We start from the raw sequence: 20,424 nt of genomic DNA on the forward strand, positions 1-20,424 counted from the left end.
GGATTTTTACCATGATAAAGAAATTATTAAAATTCTTGCTTACTATTATTATAGCTCTCGTTGTATTATTCGCAATTTATTGTGCTTATGTCTTTATTTCATATCACAGAATTGATGATATGACTGCGCTTGAAATTGAAAACAATTCCTCTAAAGATGTACTAGAAAAAGATACAAGCTATACAATTGCCTCTGGAAATCTTGGCTTCGGTGCTTACTCAGATGACTACTCATTCTTTATGGATGGAGGAACCGAATCCTGGGCGTTTTCAAAAACAGCTGTTTATAACAATATTAATGGTTCGATTGATGTGATCAAGAGTTTGAATCCTGATCTTATCCTTCTTCAGGAAGTTGATTTAAATTCTACACGAAGCTATCACATAAATGAAAAGGATATCATTCTTGAAAACCTTGCGAAGACCGGAACTGATAAAATCAGCACAACCTTTTCAATAAATTATGACAGTCCATTTTTGATGTATCCGATAACTCAGCCACACGGTAAAACATTGGCTGGAGAATTTACAATTTCAAGCGTAAATATTAGCAAAGCAATCCGCCGTTCACTTCCTATTGAGGAAGGCTTGTCAAAGCTTATAGATTTGGATCGATGCTATGCAAAGAATTATATTCCAGTTGAAGGCGGCGTTTATCTTGTACTTTACAATGTTCACCTTTCAGCTTACACAACTGATCCGTCCACTGCTGACAACCAGGTTAAGATGCTTAACGAGGATATGTTAGCAGAGGTTGAGGCTGGCAACTATGTAATCGCAGGTGGCGATATGAACAAAGACGTCCTCGGTGATTCCACAAAATATTTTGGAACCTCCGCTAAGGATCAATATTGGGCAGTTGCTTTCCCAGAGGAACTACTGGATTCTTGCTTTACAGTTGTAAAACCTGTTGATCCAAATAATCCTGTTCCTTCATGCAGAAACGCTGACTCTCCTTACAATGAGAATTCCTTTGTAATCACAATAGACGGATTTATTGTTTCCTCAAATGTAGAGGTTTCTGAATCAAATGTTGTGGATACAGGCTTTAAGTATTCTGACCACAACCCAATCTACATGGATTTTAAGCTTAAATAGTTAAGCCTTAATCTTTGCATTTGAGCTTGCCGAAGTGCCGCAAAGCTTATCAACAGATTTAATAATCTCTTGAATTTCTGGTAGATAGTGCTCATGCCTTGTCATGAGCCTATCTATTTCATCTCTTTCCTCTTGAACAATTTTTCTGTGATCCTCAAGTCTGTCACGAATCTTCTTGCGACGAACTACAAGTCTGTGCCTGCAATCAGACATATCCTGTTTATTAATTAGAGCATTAACCTGATTAAGCCAAATCTTATCGTCGGCAAGGCCAATACTGCCTAAGATTCTCTCTAGCTTGTCATTATAAAATTCAAGATCATCATTATTCTGAATAAAGCGCTGCTGATCTCTTATCTTATCCTGATACTGTTCCCAAACATACTGGAGTTCTGCAGATGTATTAACGAAGTATTTATCCTTTGTGTACTCAATACTGTTAGTGACATTAACATACTTCATACGTTCCACATTGAGCATACTAATTGCCTGATTGAGATGCACTAAAGCCACACGACTTTCTCTGGCAATTTTGTTTTGTCGAAGAAAAATGATGAAACCACTAACTGCGCAGATAAACAAAACTAATAATGCCCATAATGATACGTCTACCTTTGTAGCCATATACATAACATAAAGCAGAATCACAAGGGTCATAAATGATGTAAGCACAATAATAGCCATATGCTTAAATAATCTACTTTGTTCCTGAAGTTCCTCCCGTTCAATCTCCCATCTACTCTTCTCGCCCTCAAGGCCAGCCAAATTTCTCTTAAGCTTTGACTGATAGATTTCGTCAGCAGAAAAGCGATTGATAATATCTGGCATATCATCCTCGTCTGACGACATAACTTCAAACTGCTCGTCAGTAATATTTCGCTGTATAGCCCTGGCCTCAAGAATGTTTTGCTCCAACTCACAAATTTGAGCTGCGGTGTTTCTCAAATCCTTGGCTGTTTCCTTAGGAAGATTCTCAATGGCCTTAATATCGTTAAGATATCTGGTCACAATTCTATATTCCATCTTTTGGCGTTCCATCGCCTTGGTAGACGCAATTATTTGCTCACAGGAATCAAGAATGTAGTGCTCCAGTTTCTTGGGATCCTCCCAGCTGTCAATGTCCTCTATTTGACTGTAAACGCGATTGAACGCATCATCAATCAGAGCGGTCCTTTCTTCCTTTTTCTTTTTTCGATTAGTAAAAAATCCCATAGCCAAATCTCCCCAACACTAAGATTATATCTTACAGAATTTAATGTAGTCCTCTTTCCAACCCTTTACAATACCAGTAATTGTAGATATAGCGCTATCTCGCTTACTGTCATCACTCACAAGCTCATTTATAGCATTGTCGAACTCGATTATTTCTTCCTTTGATGTGACAACTGAAACCGTCTTTAGGATGTCGTCAACGTCTTCCTTGGAAACAAGATACTTAGAAACATACTCGTCAAAGACCTGCTTGTTTCTCATACATCTAGCTGAATACAAGAGACAATTAAGACTCTGCTTCTTTTGATTCTTTTTGTATGCTTCATCGAAGCACTTGATAGCCTCGTCAAAGAAGAAAAGCTTTGCAAATGCACAGCCCAAATTGTGGTAGACATCTCCTTCCACAACTCGTGGAATTGTCTTGGCTACATCTTCTGATAGAAGGGTTTCATACTCATAAATGGCATCTACAAACATGTTCTTTGCCATAAGTCTGTCTGCACGCATTTTCTTCCGTTCAGCCTCAGACTTGTTTTCGAAGGTGGCTATAATCGATAAAGTATCCTTTATCTCCTTTTGAGTTGCATATCCATTAGCACTCAAAATATGACCAACGAAAATGTGTAATGGCGCATTGTTTTGAACAAGCTCCAAGAGCTCTGATGCAAGCTTTGGCTGTTTAAGCTCTCTGCCTATCCAGTTACAAAGCTCAGCGTTCATAAGCTTCGTTGATAGCAAATAAACATTGTTTAGCATGTAATAGCTAAGCTCCTCAAGTGAATAGACATTCAGCGAAGCATCTTCGATATAATATGGCGTGTAAGATAACGCATTTTTACAAAAAATTAATGTACTCATAGACTAATCAAGTGTAATCGTGTGCTCCCAAGTCTTTCCTGAGGCAGGTGAAATCTCTCCAAATCCTAAATCTGTAATTGAAATTGAAACTGCCACGTCCGAAACCGGTCTGGCATTGATTCTGAGTCGTGTAGTTCTATTCTCACGCTTTGGCAAATCTGTAAGCTCTAATACCTCGTTATGAGCCTCTCTGGACTCTGGCCTTTGAATGAAAAACTCAATTGACGGCTCACCATCCAAAATAACCTCACACTCACCATTTGCATCATACCAGCTCTGACCAGCATCAATAAGTGTGTAGAACTTCATCACATTGTTTTCTAGTATTTTGATAGATAGATTGAGCTTTAAATCATTGTCACCAATATAAATAAATGGCCAATCTCTCTTACCATCTTTATTATATCCAGCATAGCAGGCCCCTTTAGAATAAAGATTCTTTCCAAGGAAAACCTTTCGGCCACGGCAAAGATGTGAAAGGCTAACCTTCATCCATTCGCCATCAAAGCCCTCACCCACAAGATAAACGGCGGAAAAAAGCTGGCTGCCAAAAGTCCGGGTGATAATATCATCAAAATCCTCATCCCTATTGTCGCCGAGCTCACCATTGTTAGTGACATTCAAAGTAATAAGCTGTGGACGTGTAGTCTGGTTACGATTCAGTGTGCATGAAATCATGTTTGAACCGCTATAGTCAAACAGTGCAACATTGTAAAGGAAAAGCTCTGGCTTTTGTGAAAGCGCATAATGATAAAAGCACTCATTTCTATCGATAAGCATAACCTGATGTTGATTAATTCCAAGCTTTGAAGCCACAAAATTCATCAGCTCCATTACTTCAAGATTAATCTGCGTAACACAGATAATAAGCTTTTCAATCTGACCTAAAGCTGCCATTGGACCTGGGATTGAAAACAGCTTCTTAAAATAGATTACAAGAAGATCTCTGGCGCTGTAAGTATCTGACTCTATCACAACCTGGCCATCACGAAGTGCCAGATTAAAGAGTTCCTCCACAAGCACTGCCTCCTTCAGGCGGCTATGTCTTATGGCGTCATCACCAAAGAACCATTGGCTCATGCCGATACGCTTGGCAAGCACAGTAGGAATGGAATAGCTTTCCTGGCCCAAGACTGTGCTAATAGTAGCTGGCTCATCCATATTCGAATTGTAAATGCTTAATACAGTGGTTTTAGAACTTATATCTATTCCCACATATGTGCCTTCTGTCATTTAAAACTCCATGTCCTCTGGTTACGCCTACAAGCCTGAGAGTCTCTTCATTCAGCTATAGAATGCTTCATTCAGAGACCTCAGAGCTTGTAGACTACCAGCTCATCTAAATTTCTCAAATCGATAATCACAGTATCGCGAATAGATCGCGGGTTACGCTATCAAGGCCTTGGTAACGTTTGACATCCTCGGCCAGCTCATATGCTTCTCCATAGAGACTGTGGCGAGCGATACTATTCATTAATGCGTAACGTCCCTGACCATCGTCAATCTCTTCGCTAAGCACAAAAGTCTCTGCCTTCAATGGCTCATCAGAAAGCTCATCGCAGTAGATTTCATATCTAAGCTCATCTCCGTAAAAGAGAATAAACTGCTTAACATAAAGACCATCATACATCTCAATCATATCCTCAGAGGCAATCTCCTGCCCATTTATAGAATAATTGATTGTAAGTGCCTTCCGCTTCTTTGCATTAAACTCAATAAAATGTTTGTCGTAAAGATGATATTTTATCTTTAATCGCTCATTGCATTTTGAAAAGAAACCAAAATACTGATTTCTAAGAATTGCGTCTGCAAGAAGTATATCAAGCATATCTAAGTCGTCTTCATCCAGCTCAGTTGCTGTACAAAGATATCTTAAAAGTGCAATTCGCATGCTTTCGTTTACACTCTGGCCACGCTTGAAACGATTGTATATATAGGCGAAAATCGTCTCAGGAATATCCGCCTGATTTGAAAGATAATCATGAGCCTCATAGGTTAAGAAGGCCTCAACAATCATCTTGTTATTTCTACGGGAAATATAGGTGTCAAATACCTTTAAAATATCTTCCGTGATAATATCTCGATACAAAGCCTGTGTGATAATTCGTTCAGCGAATTCAACCACATCATCCCCATTATCAAATGCAGAATCGTATATACGAAGCATTGTCTCAGTAGGTCCAACGAAATACTTTATCAGATAACGAACCATGTCACCATGAACTATGCCTTTCATAACAAGGCCAGCGGTTAAATTAATAAGGAAATCGTCAGATTTGTCAGGGTTCTGATTTATCAGATACTGACACAGCTTTGTAGTCACAGAGTCTTTAAGCATGCTGGCATTAGTATGCTTCAGCATGTAATAGGCCTCCTCGTACTTGCTTCGTGTAACAAATACCTCCAGAACAGAAGCAATTACATCTGCCTTTAGGGACTTCAAATCTGCCTCGTCCATAAAATACTGCTCGATTGCAGCTTCCTGATTATTGAATCTGAGAACCTCAATCAGCTTTGGATAAAGCTGGCTCAAATAATCTGGTGAAAGTTGCTTTGACTTAAGAATCATCTCTGCGGCAGTAGCATCCTCAGCAGTATAGTCAACATTATTCTGAGTCTTAGTAAATCTATAAAGAGCCTTGGATAAGTTGAGAGGTGTAAGCTCAAGAAGCTTCTGGTCGTAACCCTCTGTGTGAATCACCTCTTCTGTCAAATAGGCTTCATCATCAACAAATAGAAATCCATTATTATCTTCAAGGAAGATTACACCTTCGCTGCCTGTACTAGTAATATAGGCCTTGTGGTCTGAAATATTTGCAATGGTAGGAACCCGGTATTCCTCCTGATAAAGGAAAACTCTTCGGATTTCTGGATTGATAACAGCAATCTTTTGCTTGCTGGAAAGATCAGAAATAAGTCTGGCGACCTCTTTATCAAAGATTCCAAGCTCCAAAAGTCTCTGATAGCAAACAGCAAGGTTGTCATCAAGTCTGCCAAGCTTCAGCTGTTCTAAAGCGAAGGTTTCAATTGCACTCTCATATTTCTCATAAGTATCATAATCCTCATCCTTATGAAGAATTATGTTGGCATAAAGTAAAGCCTTTTTGTCATAAGACAAATTGCTATTGTACTTAAAAAACATGGTAAGAAGCTGAGGAAGCTTGTCCACCGAATATGAAGGCAGCGCATCCATATAAGCTTCAAAAATGCCTGAAACATGAAGGTTTTCCTCGATAGCCATACGATACCACTGAAGAAAACCGTCCTCAACAAATGGAGCCTTCAAAAGATATGTAACTATATCAAGCAAAAGCTGTCTGTCTGGATAAATCTGATAGCAGGCATCAAGTATAGGAAGCACCTTTGGATTATAATTGCGCTCAGTCTCTAAAACATGCATCATCTGAATGGCAAACTCTCTGGTGATTGCATTTTTCTTTTTAGCCCAATTCAAAACCTTTATGGTTAAATCGTTCAGTGTAGTAATGAGATATGGATCCTGAACAAAAATATAATATGCCTCTATATAAAGAAGCGGTGAATCCCAGCCTTCATCAACCCATTTCGCAATATCTCTAAGCTTTGCAGTTGGATTCTTAATATATTCCTTACGAAGGAACAGCAGAAACCAGAAAATGTGAGGGTCGTCATTATGCTCTCTGAAAATGCCCTCGATATTTTCGGTGAGACGGTCTACATACTCTTCCTCACGTTCAATCAGCGTACAAATATACAAGAGGAACGCCCAGTCGCGGCTTCTCTTATCCTCTATTGTGCGCTTCAAATCCTGGATAATCCAAAGAGCCTCCTGCTTTTGATTATTAGTCACATACAAAAATGCCTTCAACAGCAAAAGGAAATTATCATTAACTGAATCCTCATCGAAGGAAGTAACGATTTCAAGAGACTGCTTGCACCAATCGCCAGTAGAAACACGACGAAGTCTGAAATCCTCGTATAGACGGAAGGCCTTCAAGACCTTGCGATTTTGGAAATATTTATCAGATTCAAGCGTAGTTCCTTCCTTGTCTGCGGTGGCAAGAATTGTGATTTCCTTGTGCATGTCCCTGTAATCAAAGGAAATCTTTGCATAATTAAGTCCGGCATGCATTTTATCCTTGTGGATGTAATAGCTCATATTAAAAATAGAGCCAAGGAAGAAATCTCCAGTAATGTGTTCCTTTTCGACGGAAACGAAATCCGCATCACAGGTGACTTCGATGTCAATAAAGCCCCATGTAGAACGACTGATTTCAATCTCACCGCGGATATTCTCCGAAACCTCATAGTATCTGTCCTGACGTTCATTAATACTGAAGGACATTTTGGTCTTAAGGCCACAGGAAACAAGGAATTCATCCACATTGACAGCTGCAAGAGGCGCCGCTTTAAAGCCACGATAAATAAGACGTGTTCGCTTGTCAAAACCAGCAATAAAATCAGCAAATCTGTCTGAGTAAAACAGAGAAACTGCTTCCGTGAAACGATTTTGGGCAAAATCTGCAAACTCCTGAAGTGTACGAATCTCACCAATAGAACAAATCAATGGACGCTTCACATAGGTGATTGAAAACGGAATGGTCTTCTCCACTCCCACTGCAACAATTATGAAATTGCCAGTCAAAGCTTCAGAAACCTTAAAATTATAATCATCAACAAAATAATCTATGCGAACATTTACCCCGTCAAACAATGGGTCCACAATCTTCACATAAGGATTGTCGCAGTAGATAACACCACGAATTCGAACATCATTATTGCTCTTGAAAAATATAGTTCCAGAAAAAGCATCATTAACAAAGCAGGTCTCTTCAATCTGCTCTGCCTCAAATTCTATATCAGGTTTTAAGTCGTCGAATTTATCTTCGGAAATACGATAGATTCTTTTTCTCAAAACAATTCTCCTCGTGATATTGGGCGAATGTAATACTAGCCCAAGCATATATATGATAGTATAGCACAACATCTTGTGTTTTCAAACGTATTGAACAACGAAATTATGGAAATGTGCAGGACTAAGTGATATTATAATTTCCAAAAGAAACTTGCGTCTTTAAGGAGGCTTACAATGATTAAACACAAGGACCATTTTCACGGCAGTGATTTAGAAAAAATAGAGAAAATTTACGGAATTAAAAAAGAGAATATCATTAGCTTTTCAGCAAATGTAAATCCTCTTGGAATCTCTCCCCTTTTAAGGGACGGTATTGCAAAACACATAGACTGCATCACCACATATCCAGACAGAGATTACGTTGAACTTAGAAACAGTATTGCCAGCTATTGCAACACTGAGTTAGAGAATATAATCGTAGGAAATGGCTCAACTGAGCTTATTTCCCTTTTCATTCAGATTTTAAAGCCAAGTAAAGCTTTAGTTTTGGGACCAACTTACTCTGAATACGAGCGCGAAATTGCCCTTGGAGGAGGTAAAACAATCTACTATCCTCTTCGGGAAGAAAACGATTTTATCCTGGACCCAAACCATTTTATCAGTAAGCTTTCCGAAGATATCGATATGCTTGTTATCTGCAACCCAAATAATCCTACCGGGACAGCCATCGACAATAAGGATATGCGCCTAATTTTAGATGCCTGCAAGGAATGCGACATTTTTGTAATGGTTGATGAAACCTACGTGGAATTTGCAGAAAACGTGAACAAGATTTCCTCTGTCGGGCTCACAAGAACCTACGGTAACATAGCAATTTTGAGAGGAACTTCCAAGTTCTTCGCTGCACCTGGACTACGTCTTGGCTATGCTATCTGCTCAAATACAGACTTGATGCAAAAGGTTAATCAGCGTAAGGACCCTTGGACAATTAATTCTATTGCGGTTGTTGCCGGAAATCTAATGTTTAAAGATACTTCGTATATTGAAGAAACAAAGAATCTTATCAAGAACGAGCGTGAAAGACTCTTCAAAATCTTTGAGGAATCTGACCGTTTTAAGCCTTACTGGCCTCAAGGTAATTTCATGCTTCTAAAAATACTTGAAGACGGTCTTACCAGTCAGGAACTCTTCGACAGATGCATAAAAAAAGGACTCATGATTCGCGACTGCAGCACCTTCCCATATTTGGGTGAGAACTACATCCGCTTCTGCTTCATGAATCCCGCCGATAACGACAAGCTCGTAACTGAATTATTAGCTTAAATTAAAAAGCATCCCACATAGGTTAACGTGCTCCCGCAGGGCACCCTCCATACTCAAGCCTGGGCCCCACCCGCCCGGTGTAGGTCCCTCCCAGGCTTGGCATGGCTCTCCCCTGCTCGCGCTAATGAAGTCTATGTAGGATGCTTTATTTTACTGTAACCATAAATCTAAATCTACGTTTCCGTTTATTCCGGCCACGTGCCCAGACTCTGAGTACTGCCAAATATTGTATTCGTATGGCCAATAGAATTCTTTGTTATAGCCTGCAAACCACTTAGGGTACTCAGTGAGCTGAGTCAAATCAAGAAGCATAGCTCCCATCTCTGTATTGTGGTAAAACATTGGCTGATAACCAGCATTTTTCACAGCTTCTAAAAATGCTTTCGTGAGATTAGTTCTATCTTCTACTGAAAGAGTATTTGTTCTGGCTTCGCTGTCACTAACTTTTTCCACATCAAAAACAATTGGAAGCTGAAGTTCATATCCCTGAAGCAAATCAAGTACAGTGCCTGCCTCTTCCAAAACCTCTGCCTGATTAACAGCCTGTGAAAAGACGTAAACCCCCACATCAATTCCAACAGCCTGAGCTCCCTCAATATTCTGAATGCATTTCTCATCCACAACAAGCTTTCCTGTTCCATAGCCTCTATAGACAGCTCTAATAAATGCAAATTCAACTCCATCGTCCTTAACAGCCTGCCAATCAATATCTCCCTGATGTGAAGAGACATCAATTCCAAACTTAGACGTTGTAACACCATCCTGGATATAGCTGTAGCGTCCTGTCGTCTCATCCTCCTGAAGATTATCAATATTGAAGGCATTCTTGTTTAGCTCTTCTTTGATTGGAACGAAGTTATACTTCTGATTTGCAGCAACAACAATGTACTCTGGGTAAAAGGATTTCAATACCGAAATCACAGTATTCCCATTTTCCAAAGCTTCGCGTATAGATTCAAGAACTGAAATACGTCCCTCTTCCTTTGCCTCATCTACAAGCTTCTCAACCTCTTCGCTGGAATAAGTTTGACCGTCTTCAACCTCAATCCTGCTTCGAGTGTCAACAACAATATAAATAACCCCCACTACAATCAATGTAATGATTATCGAGATAATTGATATAAAAAAATATCTAAAAGCCTTTCTCATTTTATATGTGAAGTGTCATATCGTTTAAATCTCCGATCTGCTTGCGATACCACACTATTCCTTTCAAAGTCTTGAATTTATATCCTATATCTGTAAAATGACCAACCTTTTCGAATCCCATAGATTCATGAAGTCCAATGCTGGCGTAATTATCATCGGTGAGAACGCCATACATGAATTTATAGCCCATAGCCGACAATCTATTTTCCAGTTCACTGTAAAGCATCCTACCAAGGCCCTGCTTCTTTGGAGCATCAGGTGATAAATATATAGTACTCTCAACAGAAAATCTATAAGCATCGTGATGACGGATCTGACCTGCATAAGCCATACCAATAACGACTCCTGTCTCATCACAAAGAACAATATAAGGATATCTCAGCTTCGTATTTACGATGCTTTGCTCATACTCAGAAACAGGAGGATTAACCTCTGTAAAAGTGATGAATGTATTGTCCACATAATATCCATATATGTCATGAATAGCAGATGCATCACTAGCCTCTGCATCTCTGATTGTAAATTCCATTTTGCAACTCCAAAAAATAATTGTGTATTTTAAAATGATAACAAAGCTACCGATATAATTCAATCTGTTACAACATGATTTCTTGGTAATATTTCACCTTTACAAAAAGGTATTTTTAACTTATAACATCAAAGTAAAAGCATAGGTTTTTGATTTTCCTCAGAAAATCAAGAACCGGACATGGACCAATATTTTCTGAAAGAAAATATTGCTTGGCAAAGCCAAGTTCTTGTGGGCTTTTTCCTTAAGTAGCCCACAAGAAGTCATAATTTTCGGAGGCAGACATGAAATACGACACTATACTATTTGATTTAGACGGTACACTTTTATATACACTTGAGGATTTATGTGACTCAATCAATCATACTCTTACAGAATATGGTCAGCCAACCCGCTCGCTGGAAGAGGTTCGTCAGTTTGTAGGAAACGGATTGAGAAAACTTGTTGTCAGAGCATTACCTGAGCATGAAGACTATGAAAGATTTGATGAATTCCTTGATAATTTCATTGAATATTACAATACTCACAATCTCATTAAAACAAAGCCTTATGACACTGTTATCGAAACCACTGAAAAGTTAGAAAAAATGGGTATAAAAATGGCCATCGTGACCAACAAAGGTCAGACAGCCAGTGAATCCCTACTTGATGATTTTTTCAGACCTCACATCGATATCGTGATAGGCGATGATGGTAACCACAAGCGTAAGCCTGATCCAGAACCAATCGAAATTGCTCTTAAGAAACTAGGAATATCCGACAAGTCTAAGGTCCTTTACGTGGGCGATTCAGAAGTAGATGCTACTACTGCCGAAAACGCTGGTCTCGATTACGTGCTCTGCACCTACGGATTTCGCGACATGGATGTGCTCGAACAATTCCATCCCGTAGCGTATGTAGATACGTTCAAGTCGTTGCTCGAGGTTATCAAGTAATAATTGTTGTTTTGCAGTTAATTCGATAATTCTATGAGCCTGTAGCCATCAAGCTCTTCGTTCTCTGCATGAGGCATTTAGCCGAAGTAAGAGAATGAAGGCTTGTAGGTGTAACAGGCGGACAAGCTTGTAGCCGTAACCAACGGATTTCAAGGCTTGTAGGTGTAACAGGCGGACAAGCTTGTAGCCGTAACCAACGGGCTTTATTGACTACTTTGCGTACGATTTATAAATATCAACGTGATCGTAGATACAGCGCCATGACGAAGTGGACTTTGCAGTGCAACATATGTATTCACTACCGGACGAACTTATCATGGAGCTTACAGCGCAGCTTCCAGATTCGTCTACGTATCCTGTCTTGGCACCTTCAATCTCTCCGCCAAATTCTTTATCTTCTATTCTCCTAAGGAACCAGTTTGATATGGTAATTCCCTCAGGATTTACATTTGTAGCAGTTGAATTATAAACCTTGGTAGTAATGACCTCTTTACAGATATCATTATCAAGTGCGGCCATCATAATGATTGCAATATCATAAGGTGTACTGTAGTGTTCGCTATTGTGAAAACCCACAGGATTTGTAAAATGAGTTGAACCATTAAGGCCAAGCGCAGCAACTTCATCATTCATAAGCTTTACGAAGCTGTCTACATCACCAGCTACATAAATAGCAAGCTGAGCAGCAGCGTCACCACCGGATGGCAAAATCGTTCCATAGAACAAATCTCTAACTGTTACCTCTTCATCCTCAACAAAGCCAGATGTAGAGCCTCCGCCAGCATAGGAATAATCAATTGCCTCATGACTCATAGTAATTTTCTCATCAAGCTGTTCTGGCTTAAGATGCTTTGCAGCTGTTAAAACTGTCATAACCTTTGTCATAGAAGCTGGAACGATACGTTCGGAATAGTTTCTACCTGCAACAATTTCCTTACTTTTTGTATTAATAAGGATTCCATACTGGCTGACAATATCACCATTCATCTCGGTTGTCCCTTCTGTAGCCTTCGCAGAATAATCACCAGCTAACGCAACTTCTTCCTCCGGGATTTCAACCTCATCCTCTTCAGGAACCACATCTTCAGTATCAGCCTGTGAAGAAACCTTCAGTCCCTTTGGTTCCTCTTCAACAGCAGGCTCCTCCACTGACACAGTTTCCTCTGCATCCACCTTAAGTGCTCCATCATCTTTGCCTTTAATGTGTGAAATAATAAGAATGCCACTAATCACAATTGCAAGTGTAATCAGTGTCATTTCAGAATAAACCTGAATCTTACGAATTAACTTTTTGCGCTTTCGATAAGCCCTACGTTCTTCGTAAGACATATTTGAATTTCTTCTTGTCATAACAACTCTTCCTCTCCCCAAACCTTTATAAAAGTGTAGCATGTGATATCACATAACACAATTCAGAACAAATATTTCGTAACAATTGTCCAATAAAAAAAATCCAATTGAAAACTCAATCGGATTTTAGTGGACTAGACGGGAGTCGAACCCGTGTCCAAAAGCCAATTCCCGGCCCTTCTACGAGTGTAGTTTATGCTTTTGCATTCCCTCCACATGACGCCCACAAACAAGCTGCATGCTTAAGTAGCTTCATAATACGCCCACTATCTCAAAGCTTTGATAGCGTCGTTTCCTACAGAGTCGAAGTCTGGGTCCTAAGGTGTAGGTGCCCTAGGTCAGACTGCCGCAACTAGGCAGCGTATGCTAAATTATCGTTAGCGTTTAATTTTAAGTTTGGCCATTTAACCCATCGCCGTGGGACTCGCTTCTTCCGCTGCATGACCCCTGTCGAAACCATGACTAGCCCAAAGTTTAAATAAATGACTATACAGGTTTCTGATATGAACAAGCTTCCTTTCAGTCAGCTTTTCATATCACTATGTCGAAACCATGACTAGCCCAAAGTTTAAATAAATGACTATACAGGTTTCTGATATGAACAAGCTTCCTTTCAGTCAGCTTTTCATATCACTATGTCGAAACCATGACTAGCTCATAAGCACTACACATTATATAGTACTCTGTATACTTTCGCAAGCGGTAATCCTACAACATTGTTGTAATCACCATTGATTTTTTCAACTAGCACTGCTCCCAATCCCTGGATACCATAAGCTCCAGCTTTATCCATAGGTTCTCCACTTGAAATATAAGCCTTAATAGCCTCTGGAGAGTTTTCATACATTGTAACTTCTGTACACTCAGAGAAAGTCTTAGCATCACCCGATGCATCCACAATAGTCACACCTGTAAACACCTGATGAGTTCTGCCAGAAAGCTCGGTCAGCATCCTAAATGCGTCATCTTCATCTGCTGGCTTTCCAAGAATTTTGCCATCATAAGCAACGACAGTATCAGCAGCAAGAACAATCTGACCAGTGTGCTTTGCAGCAACTGCCACTGCCTTTTGTCTACTTAAATCCTCAACAACCTTGTCTGGCATTGTTTCTTTTGTAACTTCTTCTATATCTGCAGGATCAACAATATATTCAATCCCAGCCTGTGTTAAAAGCTCTCTTCTTCTAGGTGAGCCTGATGCAAGTACTATTTTCATTAGCCTAAATTCCTTATCTTAAAGTCTCTTTCTGCTTCGCGCTTCATATCCTTCTTCTGAATGTCTGCACGCTTGTCATATAATTTCTTACCTTTTGCAAGAGCAATCTTTATCTTTACAAGTCCATTATTCAGATAAACCTCTAGAGGGACAATAGTGTATCCGCTCTCCTTTATCTTACTCAAAAGTCGATTTATCTCTGACTTATGCAAAAGTAGCTTTCGAGGACGAAGTGGGTCTCTATTGAAGATGTTGCCCTTTTCATATGGGTTAACATGCATCTGATAGATGAACATTTCGCCATTATCTATTCTTACGAAAGCCTCTTTGATTGAACACTGGCCCATTCTCATGGATTTTACCTCAGTGCCATGCAATTCGATTCCAGCCTCGTATTCCTCCTCCATGAAGTATTCATGATAAGCCTTCTTATTATTTGCAATTATCTTTCTGCCTTCTTTATTCATGTCTAATTCTCCTAGTCCGGTGGTTACGTATACAATCCTGAGAGTCTCTTACTAGATGTAAGCTAAAGCTTACTAGACCACAAAAGTTGATTGCTAAAGCAATCATCCTTTTGGGATCATATTTCGGCTACATGCCTCATTCAGAGACCTCAGAGATTGTCTACTACCACCTCATCTAAGTATTAAAATCTTTGAAATTCTTCTAAAATAAAATCTATCGTACGGGCTTGTTCGTCGACGCTGTCGAGGATTACGGTGACAGGTTGACCAAGCTTGAAGGTACGTCCGGTGCGTTCACCAACGAGAGTCAAATTATCTTCAAAGAATTCGTAATGGTCATCATATAGGGTTGAAACATGTACGAGACCTTCAACGGTGTTCTCAAGCTCCACATACATTCCCCAGCCCGTAATTGACGAGATACTTCCTTCAAACTGCTGACCGATAAATTCCTTCATAAACTGAACCATCTTCAACTTATCAACTTCACGCTCACAATCCTCAGCCCTGCGCTCAAGCTTACTTGTATCAAGAGCAACCTGAGGCAAAATCGATTCGTAATGAGATAGCTTACGCTCATTCATTCTGCCACGAATATAGTCCTTTATAATGCGATGAATCTGCAAGTCAGGATATCGTCTGATAGGCGATGTGAAGTGACAATAATACTGAGCTGCAAGTCCGAAGTGTCCCTTGCATTCCACATCGTATTTAGCCTGTTGCATACTACGAAGTGTCATCTTTGTAATGACTGCCTCGTCCTCATGCCCAGATAATGCATCCAGCATTTTCTGGATTTCCTTCGGCTTAACAGAATCAGTCTTTCCTTTAAAGGAATAGCCACAGGCTCCAAGGAAATGAGCAAGTCCCTGCATCTTTTCAGGATCTGGTGCTCCGTGAACACGATATACAAATGGTGATTCCATCAGCGCGAAATGCTCTGCTACAGTTTCATTTGCTGCAAGCATGAAATCCTCAATAAGCTTGTGAGCATCGTTTCGCTCATATGGTGCAAGGCCTACGACCTTACCATTCTCCTCGTCGATAATTATATGTGTCTCAGGAAAATCAAAGTCAATTGAGCCTCTCTTCCTTCGCTTAGCACGAAGAATCTTTGAAAGCTCAAACATATTATCAATCATTTCAAAAACATCCGAATATTTCTCTCGTTCCGCCTCATCACCAGTCATAATGGCATAAACACTGGTGTAAGTCATTCGATGATTGCTATGGATTACTGACTCACATATCTCATGATCAACAAGATTTCCTTTCTTGTCAAAGGTCATAATACAAGAAAGCGCAAGCCTGTCCTCACCCTCATTCAATGAGCACATGCCATTTGAAAGTGTATGTGGAAGCATAGGAATAACACGATCTGCAAGGTAAACAGAAGTTCCGCGCTTAAGCGCCTCAACATCAAGTGCCGAGGACTCCTGAACATAGTTGGTAACATCAGCAATGTGAACACCAAGAACATAGTTATCCCCGTCCATTACAAGGGAAACACCGTCATCAATATCCTTTGTGTCCTCACCATCGATTGTAACAACGCAGAGGTCTCGCAAATCATTACGACCAGCCATATCCGCCTCTGAAACCGGCTTTGCCACTGTAGATGCCTGTTTAATAACCTTTTCAGGAAACTCTGTAGGAATTCCAAAAGCCTTTACGATGGAGAGAATATCTACACCAGGGTCATTCTTGTGACCAAGGATTTCGGTAATGTGTCCTTCTGGCTTGTGATTCTCATCTCCATAATCGTCAATGTGACAAACAACCTTGTGGCCGGTAACAGCCCCCATATCCTTACCTGCAGGAATAAAAACATCCCTAAGCATCTTCTGGCTGTCAGCCACAACGAAACCAAAAGTACCACTACTCTCGAAGGTTCCAACAACTTCAGAAAAACCATGCGTAATAATTCTTACAACTCTGGCCTCCTGACGCTTTCCAGGTGCGCCAAATGTTAAAACTGCAGCAACAATATCATCCTGCATAGCAAAACCTGTGTTGTCTCTTCCAACGAAATAATCCTCGTCCTGCCCCTCAACCTCTATAAAGCCGAAACCGTCTTTATGAGAAATAAAACGACCAATAATATCTGGCTCAACATCCTTATTATTAGGTCTGTTTGCACGCTTTGCGACCTCATTCAAAGACTGTTTCTTCGCAGATGTCTCCGCCTTGGTAGGCTTCTTAGAACGATGATCCTTTGTCTTTATGAACTTTGGACGATTCTCAGGAATCTGGTACTTGCCACGCTTTGTTATTTCAACCTGTCCTTCATCAACAAGCTGTGCCAAAACATCGGCAAACTCAGCTCTTTTATCCTTTGGTACATCAAGAAGAATTTCCAAATCCTTCTTCTTCATCGGTATATAAGCTGGGCTCTTAAAAACGTCCATAAGAAAATGTCTCTGTTTATCGAATTCTTTCATATTCCTCCTAAAACAAAACTCCAATAAATACGAAAAGCCACCCATGCGGGTGGCAAATAAAAATCAAATCCTAAAAGCTTCCGATATTAAGAACAGCAGAAAGAACGAAGAAAAGGATAACGCATACGCTTGTAAGCTTTACAAGTAAGCCCTCGCGAGAACGTCCCTTATTGCGACTCCAATAAGAATCGAACTGCTGACCTGATAATGAACCAAGTCCGTTCTGCTTGCCCTCCTGGAAAAGAATAATAACTGTAAGTGCCACGCAAATGATGATTAATAATATAATAAGAACTAACTTTAATGTTTGCATAATGTCCTCCTAAAAATAGTGTTACGTATGTCGCAACATACGAAGTATATCATAGCAAAAGTTTGTTTTCAAGCGTTTAGGAATACTTTATACACCAACATCAAAATTCATTCCAGAAAGGGCTCCTCCATCCGCTGATTTTCTATTCTTTTGATATGGATTATTCTCATTTGGATACTTAATCTGAGTAGTCGTTGTGCCACCAGACACATAGGTCCTTCCACACTCAGGACACACAGCTGTATGAATTGCGACCGAAGCATTTATAACCTTGCCGCCACGCTGTTCAGCCTTATCATAAGCATTGCTTACATGCTCCTGCTCATGCCCTCGAACTCTGGCTGCAGCCGCCTGTGGAGATATGTGCTGTGCAGACTTAAAGGAAACATTTTCATCACTGCCATCCTGATACTTTCGACTGGCACAAGTTTCACATTCAATTACGCCCGCTCTTTTTGCTGCACGCTCAGACGCGTAATTCTTCGCCAAAGCATCACTTTTTCCTTCAGCATGAAGCTCTTTTGCAACCGCACTTGACCCTTGATTTTGATTTGAAAGATTGCCTGATATACTATTCGAATAAGGAGAATTCTGAAATCCTATTGAATTAATACCCAGCATATAAATCACCACCCATAACAAAACCTGCCTATAGGTACTTTCATAATACAACAATTTTCTAAAAAAACAGTGAACACATATTGTTTATTTGCATTTATACTCACTTCATTTATACTAACTGTGGGAGGGTAATGAAATGCTAGTTTGTAGATACTTTGTATATTTCATCATATATAGCTTCCTGGGCTGGATATATGAGACTTGCTATTGTACAATTCACGAGAAAACTTGGGAAAACAGAGGCTTCTTATATGGCCCATGCATCCCTCTTTACGGCGTAGGGGCAACTCTTGCGCAAATTCTTTTTGTCGATGTTCCACGCATATGTTTAAATACGCCTGCACCTTCCTACCAGATAATATTCATAGGCTGCGCTGTAGGTTCCTTTTTCCTGGAATATGGCACCTCCTATGTCTTGGAACGACGTTTTCACGCCAGATGGTGGGATTACACTGATTTACCTCTCAACATCAACGGACGCGTCTGTCTTCCATTCACCTTTCTATTTGGAATTGCTGGCATAATCGTAACACAGATTATCATTCCACCCGTTGTTGAAGGCTTATCCTACATTCCAAATTTTGCCGTAGAATTGCTTGCCTTAATATTTATGTTTATATTCGGCATGGATATGGCCCTAACAATTTCAGCACTGACCACATTCGCAAAAGAATTTGAGCGAATAAACGAGCAGATAAACAAGCAAATGACTGAACGTATCGAGGCATGGCAGGCGAACAGAGTCGATGCCAAAGTTGCTCGTATTGAAAAAGTAAACGGACGTAAGGAAGCCGCCTTTGTAAAGAAGGAATTAAACGCTGATAAACTTGCCGAACTGAAAGAGCAGCTCTCAACCGAAGCTGTTAAACAATGGATTCTCAACGCCACTGAAACACAGCGTGGTCAGTTCCGTCACATTGCAAAGTTTACTCACCCAGTAGCCTCTACAAAAGCCCTCTTAGACAAAGGCTCCGAATTCCTACGTACGAAGAAAAAATAAATGCAACCATACATCTGCACGCTATGCGGCTCTCTAATTAAACATAGGGGGCCGCTTTTTTGTGACCTTCTCCATCCACTATGCCCCAGCCCCGCCTACTTACCTGGCCCCAGACCGCCCCGCCATGCCCATTCGCCTTTGCACAGTCGCAAAATCGTGATTCTCTAAAGCTACGTTTCGCTTTCTTTATTTGTGAGTGTCCGTTTCATTCTTTGCGCTTCTAACGCCACGGTATACACAACACAGACACTAATAAATCTTAGATTAAGCTTCTATGCAACAAACTTAGGAGTAATTGCGTGATTTTGGAATGAGCTTAGTGGGAAAGAAATGTTGTTTTGATAGATATAGGCACGACGAGCCACGGATGGCGAGGAGAACGAGCGGCTGAACATGGACGTGAATCCCGAGTGGTGCCTATATCTACAAAACACATTTCGTTTTCCCACTTAGTGAATGGAGTATGAACGCAATTATCCTAAGCTTTGTGCAGAGAAGCTTATATAAACTACAAAGTGTCTGTGTAGTGTAATACAGTGGCTTCGAAGTGCAAAATCAATAAAAGGACACTCACAGAAAGCTCAACCAGTAGCTTAAGAGAATCTACAATTTTACTCCAATGATGCAAAGGCGAATGGGCATGGCGGGGCGGTCCGGGACCAGGTTGATTGGCGGGGCTGGGTTCTGAGTCACTATAAAAAGGGCTCAAAAAAACGGCCCCACACACGAAGTGTAGAGCCGCATAGCGTGCAAATTTAATTACTTGCTTTTTTCTTCTGTATTTTTTACGGCATCCTCTGGCTTTTCAACCTGTGCGATTGCAGTCTTTGTCATAGGGATGCGGCAGTTCTTATTGCTTCCGAACTCAACGATAACAGTTGAATCATCAGGAATAGAAATGATAACACCATAAAAACCGCTAGTTGTAAGTACTGTATCACCAACAGCAAGTGAAGTCATCATCGCATTCTTTTCCTTCTGCTCCTTCTGCTGTGGACGAATCATGAAGAAGTACATGAATACAAAAAGTACTACTACCCAAATAATTAAGCTGATTGAACTGTTCATTAAATTATTCC

Annotated in this window: 17 protein-coding genes and 1 other RNA gene; 4 read left to right on the top strand and 14 right to left on the bottom strand. The window is 40.3% G+C overall.

What is annotated here, in order from left to right; genetic code table 11:
- The first annotated feature begins 11 nt into the window (after window positions 1–11).
- Window positions 12–1,097, top strand: a complete 1,086-nt coding sequence (locus FXF36_RS12920; protein ID WP_151624741.1) for an endonuclease/exonuclease/phosphatase family protein — start codon at window positions 12–14, stop codon at window positions 1,095–1,097.
- On the opposite strand, the gene FXF36_RS12925 is transcribed toward FXF36_RS12920, so the two are convergent.
- From FXF36_RS12925 to FXF36_RS12940, 4 genes are all read right to left on the bottom strand, one after another.
- On the bottom strand, window positions 1,098–2,309 hold the full coding sequence (locus FXF36_RS12925) for a hypothetical protein (RefSeq protein WP_151624743.1): 1,212 nt from the start codon (window positions 2,307–2,309) through the stop codon (window positions 1,098–1,100).
- Window positions 2,310–2,333: 24 nt separating this feature from the next.
- A complete protein-coding gene (locus tag FXF36_RS12930) occupies window positions 2,334–3,167 on the bottom strand; it encodes a tetratricopeptide repeat protein (RefSeq protein ID WP_151624745.1) in 834 nt (277 codons plus the stop codon).
- A gap of 3 nt (window positions 3,168–3,170) precedes the next feature.
- Window positions 3,171–4,400: a DUF5716 family protein gene (locus tag FXF36_RS12935; RefSeq protein ID WP_151624747.1), complete on the bottom strand. Its 1,230-nt coding sequence runs from the start codon at window positions 4,398–4,400 to the stop codon at window positions 3,171–3,173.
- Window positions 4,401–4,527: 127 nt separating this feature from the next.
- Window positions 4,528–8,061 (bottom strand): DUF5717 family protein, encoded by a 3,534-nt coding sequence (locus tag FXF36_RS12940; RefSeq protein WP_151624749.1) that lies wholly within the window; start codon window positions 8,059–8,061, stop codon window positions 4,528–4,530.
- A 174-nt stretch (window positions 8,062–8,235) separates the two neighbouring features.
- Between FXF36_RS12940 and FXF36_RS12945 the strand changes: the two genes are divergently transcribed.
- Window positions 8,236–9,324, top strand: a complete 1,089-nt coding sequence (locus tag FXF36_RS12945; protein ID WP_151624751.1) for a pyridoxal phosphate-dependent aminotransferase — start codon at window positions 8,236–8,238, stop codon at window positions 9,322–9,324.
- 150 nt (window positions 9,325–9,474) lie between these two features.
- Here FXF36_RS12945 and FXF36_RS12950 read toward each other — a convergent pair whose 3' ends face one another.
- A complete protein-coding gene (locus tag FXF36_RS12950; RefSeq protein WP_151624753.1) occupies window positions 9,475–10,473 on the bottom strand; it encodes a glycoside hydrolase family 25 protein in 999 nt (332 codons plus the stop codon).
- Window position 10,474: 1 nt separating this feature from the next.
- On the bottom strand, window positions 10,475–11,002 hold the full coding sequence (locus FXF36_RS12955) for a GNAT family N-acetyltransferase (RefSeq protein ID WP_151624755.1): 528 nt from the start codon (window positions 11,000–11,002) through the stop codon (window positions 10,475–10,477).
- 284 nt (window positions 11,003–11,286) lie between these two features.
- Here FXF36_RS12955 and FXF36_RS12960 point away from each other — a divergent pair, with 284 nt between their 5' ends.
- Window positions 11,287–11,937, top strand: coding sequence for an HAD family hydrolase (locus FXF36_RS12960; RefSeq protein ID WP_151624757.1), 651 nt, complete (start codon window positions 11,287–11,289; stop codon window positions 11,935–11,937).
- Between the two features lie 210 nt (window positions 11,938–12,147).
- On the opposite strand, the gene FXF36_RS12965 is transcribed toward FXF36_RS12960, so the two are convergent.
- The 7 genes from FXF36_RS12965 to FXF36_RS12995 form a co-directional block, all read right to left on the bottom strand.
- Window positions 12,148–13,287, bottom strand: coding sequence for a D-alanyl-D-alanine carboxypeptidase family protein (locus FXF36_RS12965; RefSeq protein WP_167511385.1), 1,140 nt, complete (start codon window positions 13,285–13,287; stop codon window positions 12,148–12,150).
- Window positions 13,288–13,414: 127 nt separating this feature from the next.
- Window positions 13,415–13,756, bottom strand: a transfer-messenger RNA (tmRNA) gene (gene ssrA, locus FXF36_RS12970).
- A 195-nt stretch (window positions 13,757–13,951) separates the two neighbouring features.
- A complete protein-coding gene (locus FXF36_RS12975; RefSeq protein WP_151624761.1) occupies window positions 13,952–14,503 on the bottom strand; it encodes a Maf family protein in 552 nt (183 codons plus the stop codon).
- Window positions 14,503–14,970 carry an SsrA-binding protein SmpB gene (smpB, locus tag FXF36_RS12980; RefSeq protein WP_151624763.1) on the bottom strand — a complete coding sequence of 156 codons (468 nt, stop codon included), beginning with the start codon at window positions 14,968–14,970 and terminating at the stop codon, window positions 14,503–14,505. The genes FXF36_RS12975 and smpB overlap by 1 nt, the downstream gene beginning before the upstream one ends.
- Window positions 14,971–15,152: 182 nt before the next feature.
- On the bottom strand, window positions 15,153–17,411 hold the full coding sequence (rnr, locus tag FXF36_RS12985) for a ribonuclease R (protein WP_151624765.1): 2,259 nt from the start codon (window positions 17,409–17,411) through the stop codon (window positions 15,153–15,155).
- Between the two features lie 70 nt (window positions 17,412–17,481).
- Window positions 17,482–17,724, bottom strand: a complete 243-nt coding sequence (gene secG, locus FXF36_RS12990) for a preprotein translocase subunit SecG (RefSeq protein ID WP_090416464.1) — start codon at window positions 17,722–17,724, stop codon at window positions 17,482–17,484.
- 87 nt (window positions 17,725–17,811) lie between these two features.
- A complete protein-coding gene (locus tag FXF36_RS12995) occupies window positions 17,812–18,345 on the bottom strand; it encodes a hypothetical protein (protein WP_151624766.1) in 534 nt (177 codons plus the stop codon).
- Window positions 18,346–18,481: 136 nt separating this feature from the next.
- Between FXF36_RS12995 and FXF36_RS13000 the strand changes: the two genes are divergently transcribed.
- Entirely contained in the window at window positions 18,482–19,345 is an 864-nt protein-coding gene (locus tag FXF36_RS13000) for a putative ABC transporter permease (RefSeq protein ID WP_151624768.1), read from the top strand.
- A 759-nt stretch (window positions 19,346–20,104) separates the two neighbouring features.
- Here the strand turns inward: FXF36_RS13000 and yajC are convergent.
- Window positions 20,105–20,413, bottom strand: a complete 309-nt coding sequence (gene yajC, locus FXF36_RS13005) for a preprotein translocase subunit YajC (protein WP_151624770.1) — start codon at window positions 20,411–20,413, stop codon at window positions 20,105–20,107.
- Window positions 20,414–20,424 lie beyond the last annotated feature (11 nt).

This window comes from Pseudobutyrivibrio xylanivorans (assembly GCF_008935055.1).
In the GTDB taxonomy this organism is placed as follows: Bacteria; Bacillota; Clostridia; order Lachnospirales; family Lachnospiraceae; genus Pseudobutyrivibrio; species Pseudobutyrivibrio xylanivorans_A.

Coding starts and splice junctions, on each gene's coding strand:
- FXF36_RS12935 (WP_151624747.1), bottom strand. CDS start 4,400: ATGACAGAAGGCACATATGTGGGAATAGATATAAGTTCTAAAACCACT.
- FXF36_RS12960 (WP_151624757.1), top strand. CDS start 11,287: ATGAAATACGACACTATACTATTTGATTTAGACGGTACACTTTTATAT.
- FXF36_RS12955 (WP_151624755.1), bottom strand. CDS start 11,002: ATGGAATTTACAATCAGAGATGCAGAGGCTAGTGATGCATCTGCTATT.
- smpB (WP_151624763.1), bottom strand. CDS start 14,970: ATGAATAAAGAAGGCAGAAAGATAATTGCAAATAATAAGAAGGCTTAT.
- FXF36_RS12995 (WP_151624766.1), bottom strand. CDS start 18,345: ATGCTGGGTATTAATTCAATAGGATTTCAGAATTCTCCTTATTCGAAT.
- FXF36_RS13000 (WP_151624768.1), top strand. CDS start 18,482: ATGCTAGTTTGTAGATACTTTGTATATTTCATCATATATAGCTTCCTG.
- yajC (WP_151624770.1), bottom strand. CDS start 20,413: ATGAACAGTTCAATCAGCTTAATTATTTGGGTAGTAGTACTTTTTGTA.
- FXF36_RS12920 (WP_151624741.1), top strand. CDS start 12: ATGATAAAGAAATTATTAAAATTCTTGCTTACTATTATTATAGCTCTC.
- FXF36_RS12930 (WP_151624745.1), bottom strand. CDS start 3,167: ATGAGTACATTAATTTTTTGTAAAAATGCGTTATCTTACACGCCATAT.
- secG (WP_090416464.1), bottom strand. CDS start 17,724: ATGCAAACATTAAAGTTAGTTCTTATTATATTATTAATCATCATTTGC.
- FXF36_RS12975 (WP_151624761.1), bottom strand. CDS start 14,503: ATGAAAATAGTACTTGCATCAGGCTCACCTAGAAGAAGAGAGCTTTTA.
- FXF36_RS12945 (WP_151624751.1), top strand. CDS start 8,236: ATGATTAAACACAAGGACCATTTTCACGGCAGTGATTTAGAAAAAATA.
- FXF36_RS12925 (WP_151624743.1), bottom strand. CDS start 2,309: ATGGGATTTTTTACTAATCGAAAAAAGAAAAAGGAAGAAAGGACCGCT.
- FXF36_RS12950 (WP_151624753.1), bottom strand. CDS start 10,473: ATGAGAAAGGCTTTTAGATATTTTTTTATATCAATTATCTCGATAATC.
- FXF36_RS12965 (WP_167511385.1), bottom strand. CDS start 13,287: ATGACAAGAAGAAATTCAAATATGTCTTACGAAGAACGTAGGGCTTAT.
- rnr (WP_151624765.1), bottom strand. CDS start 17,411: ATGAAAGAATTCGATAAACAGAGACATTTTCTTATGGACGTTTTTAAG.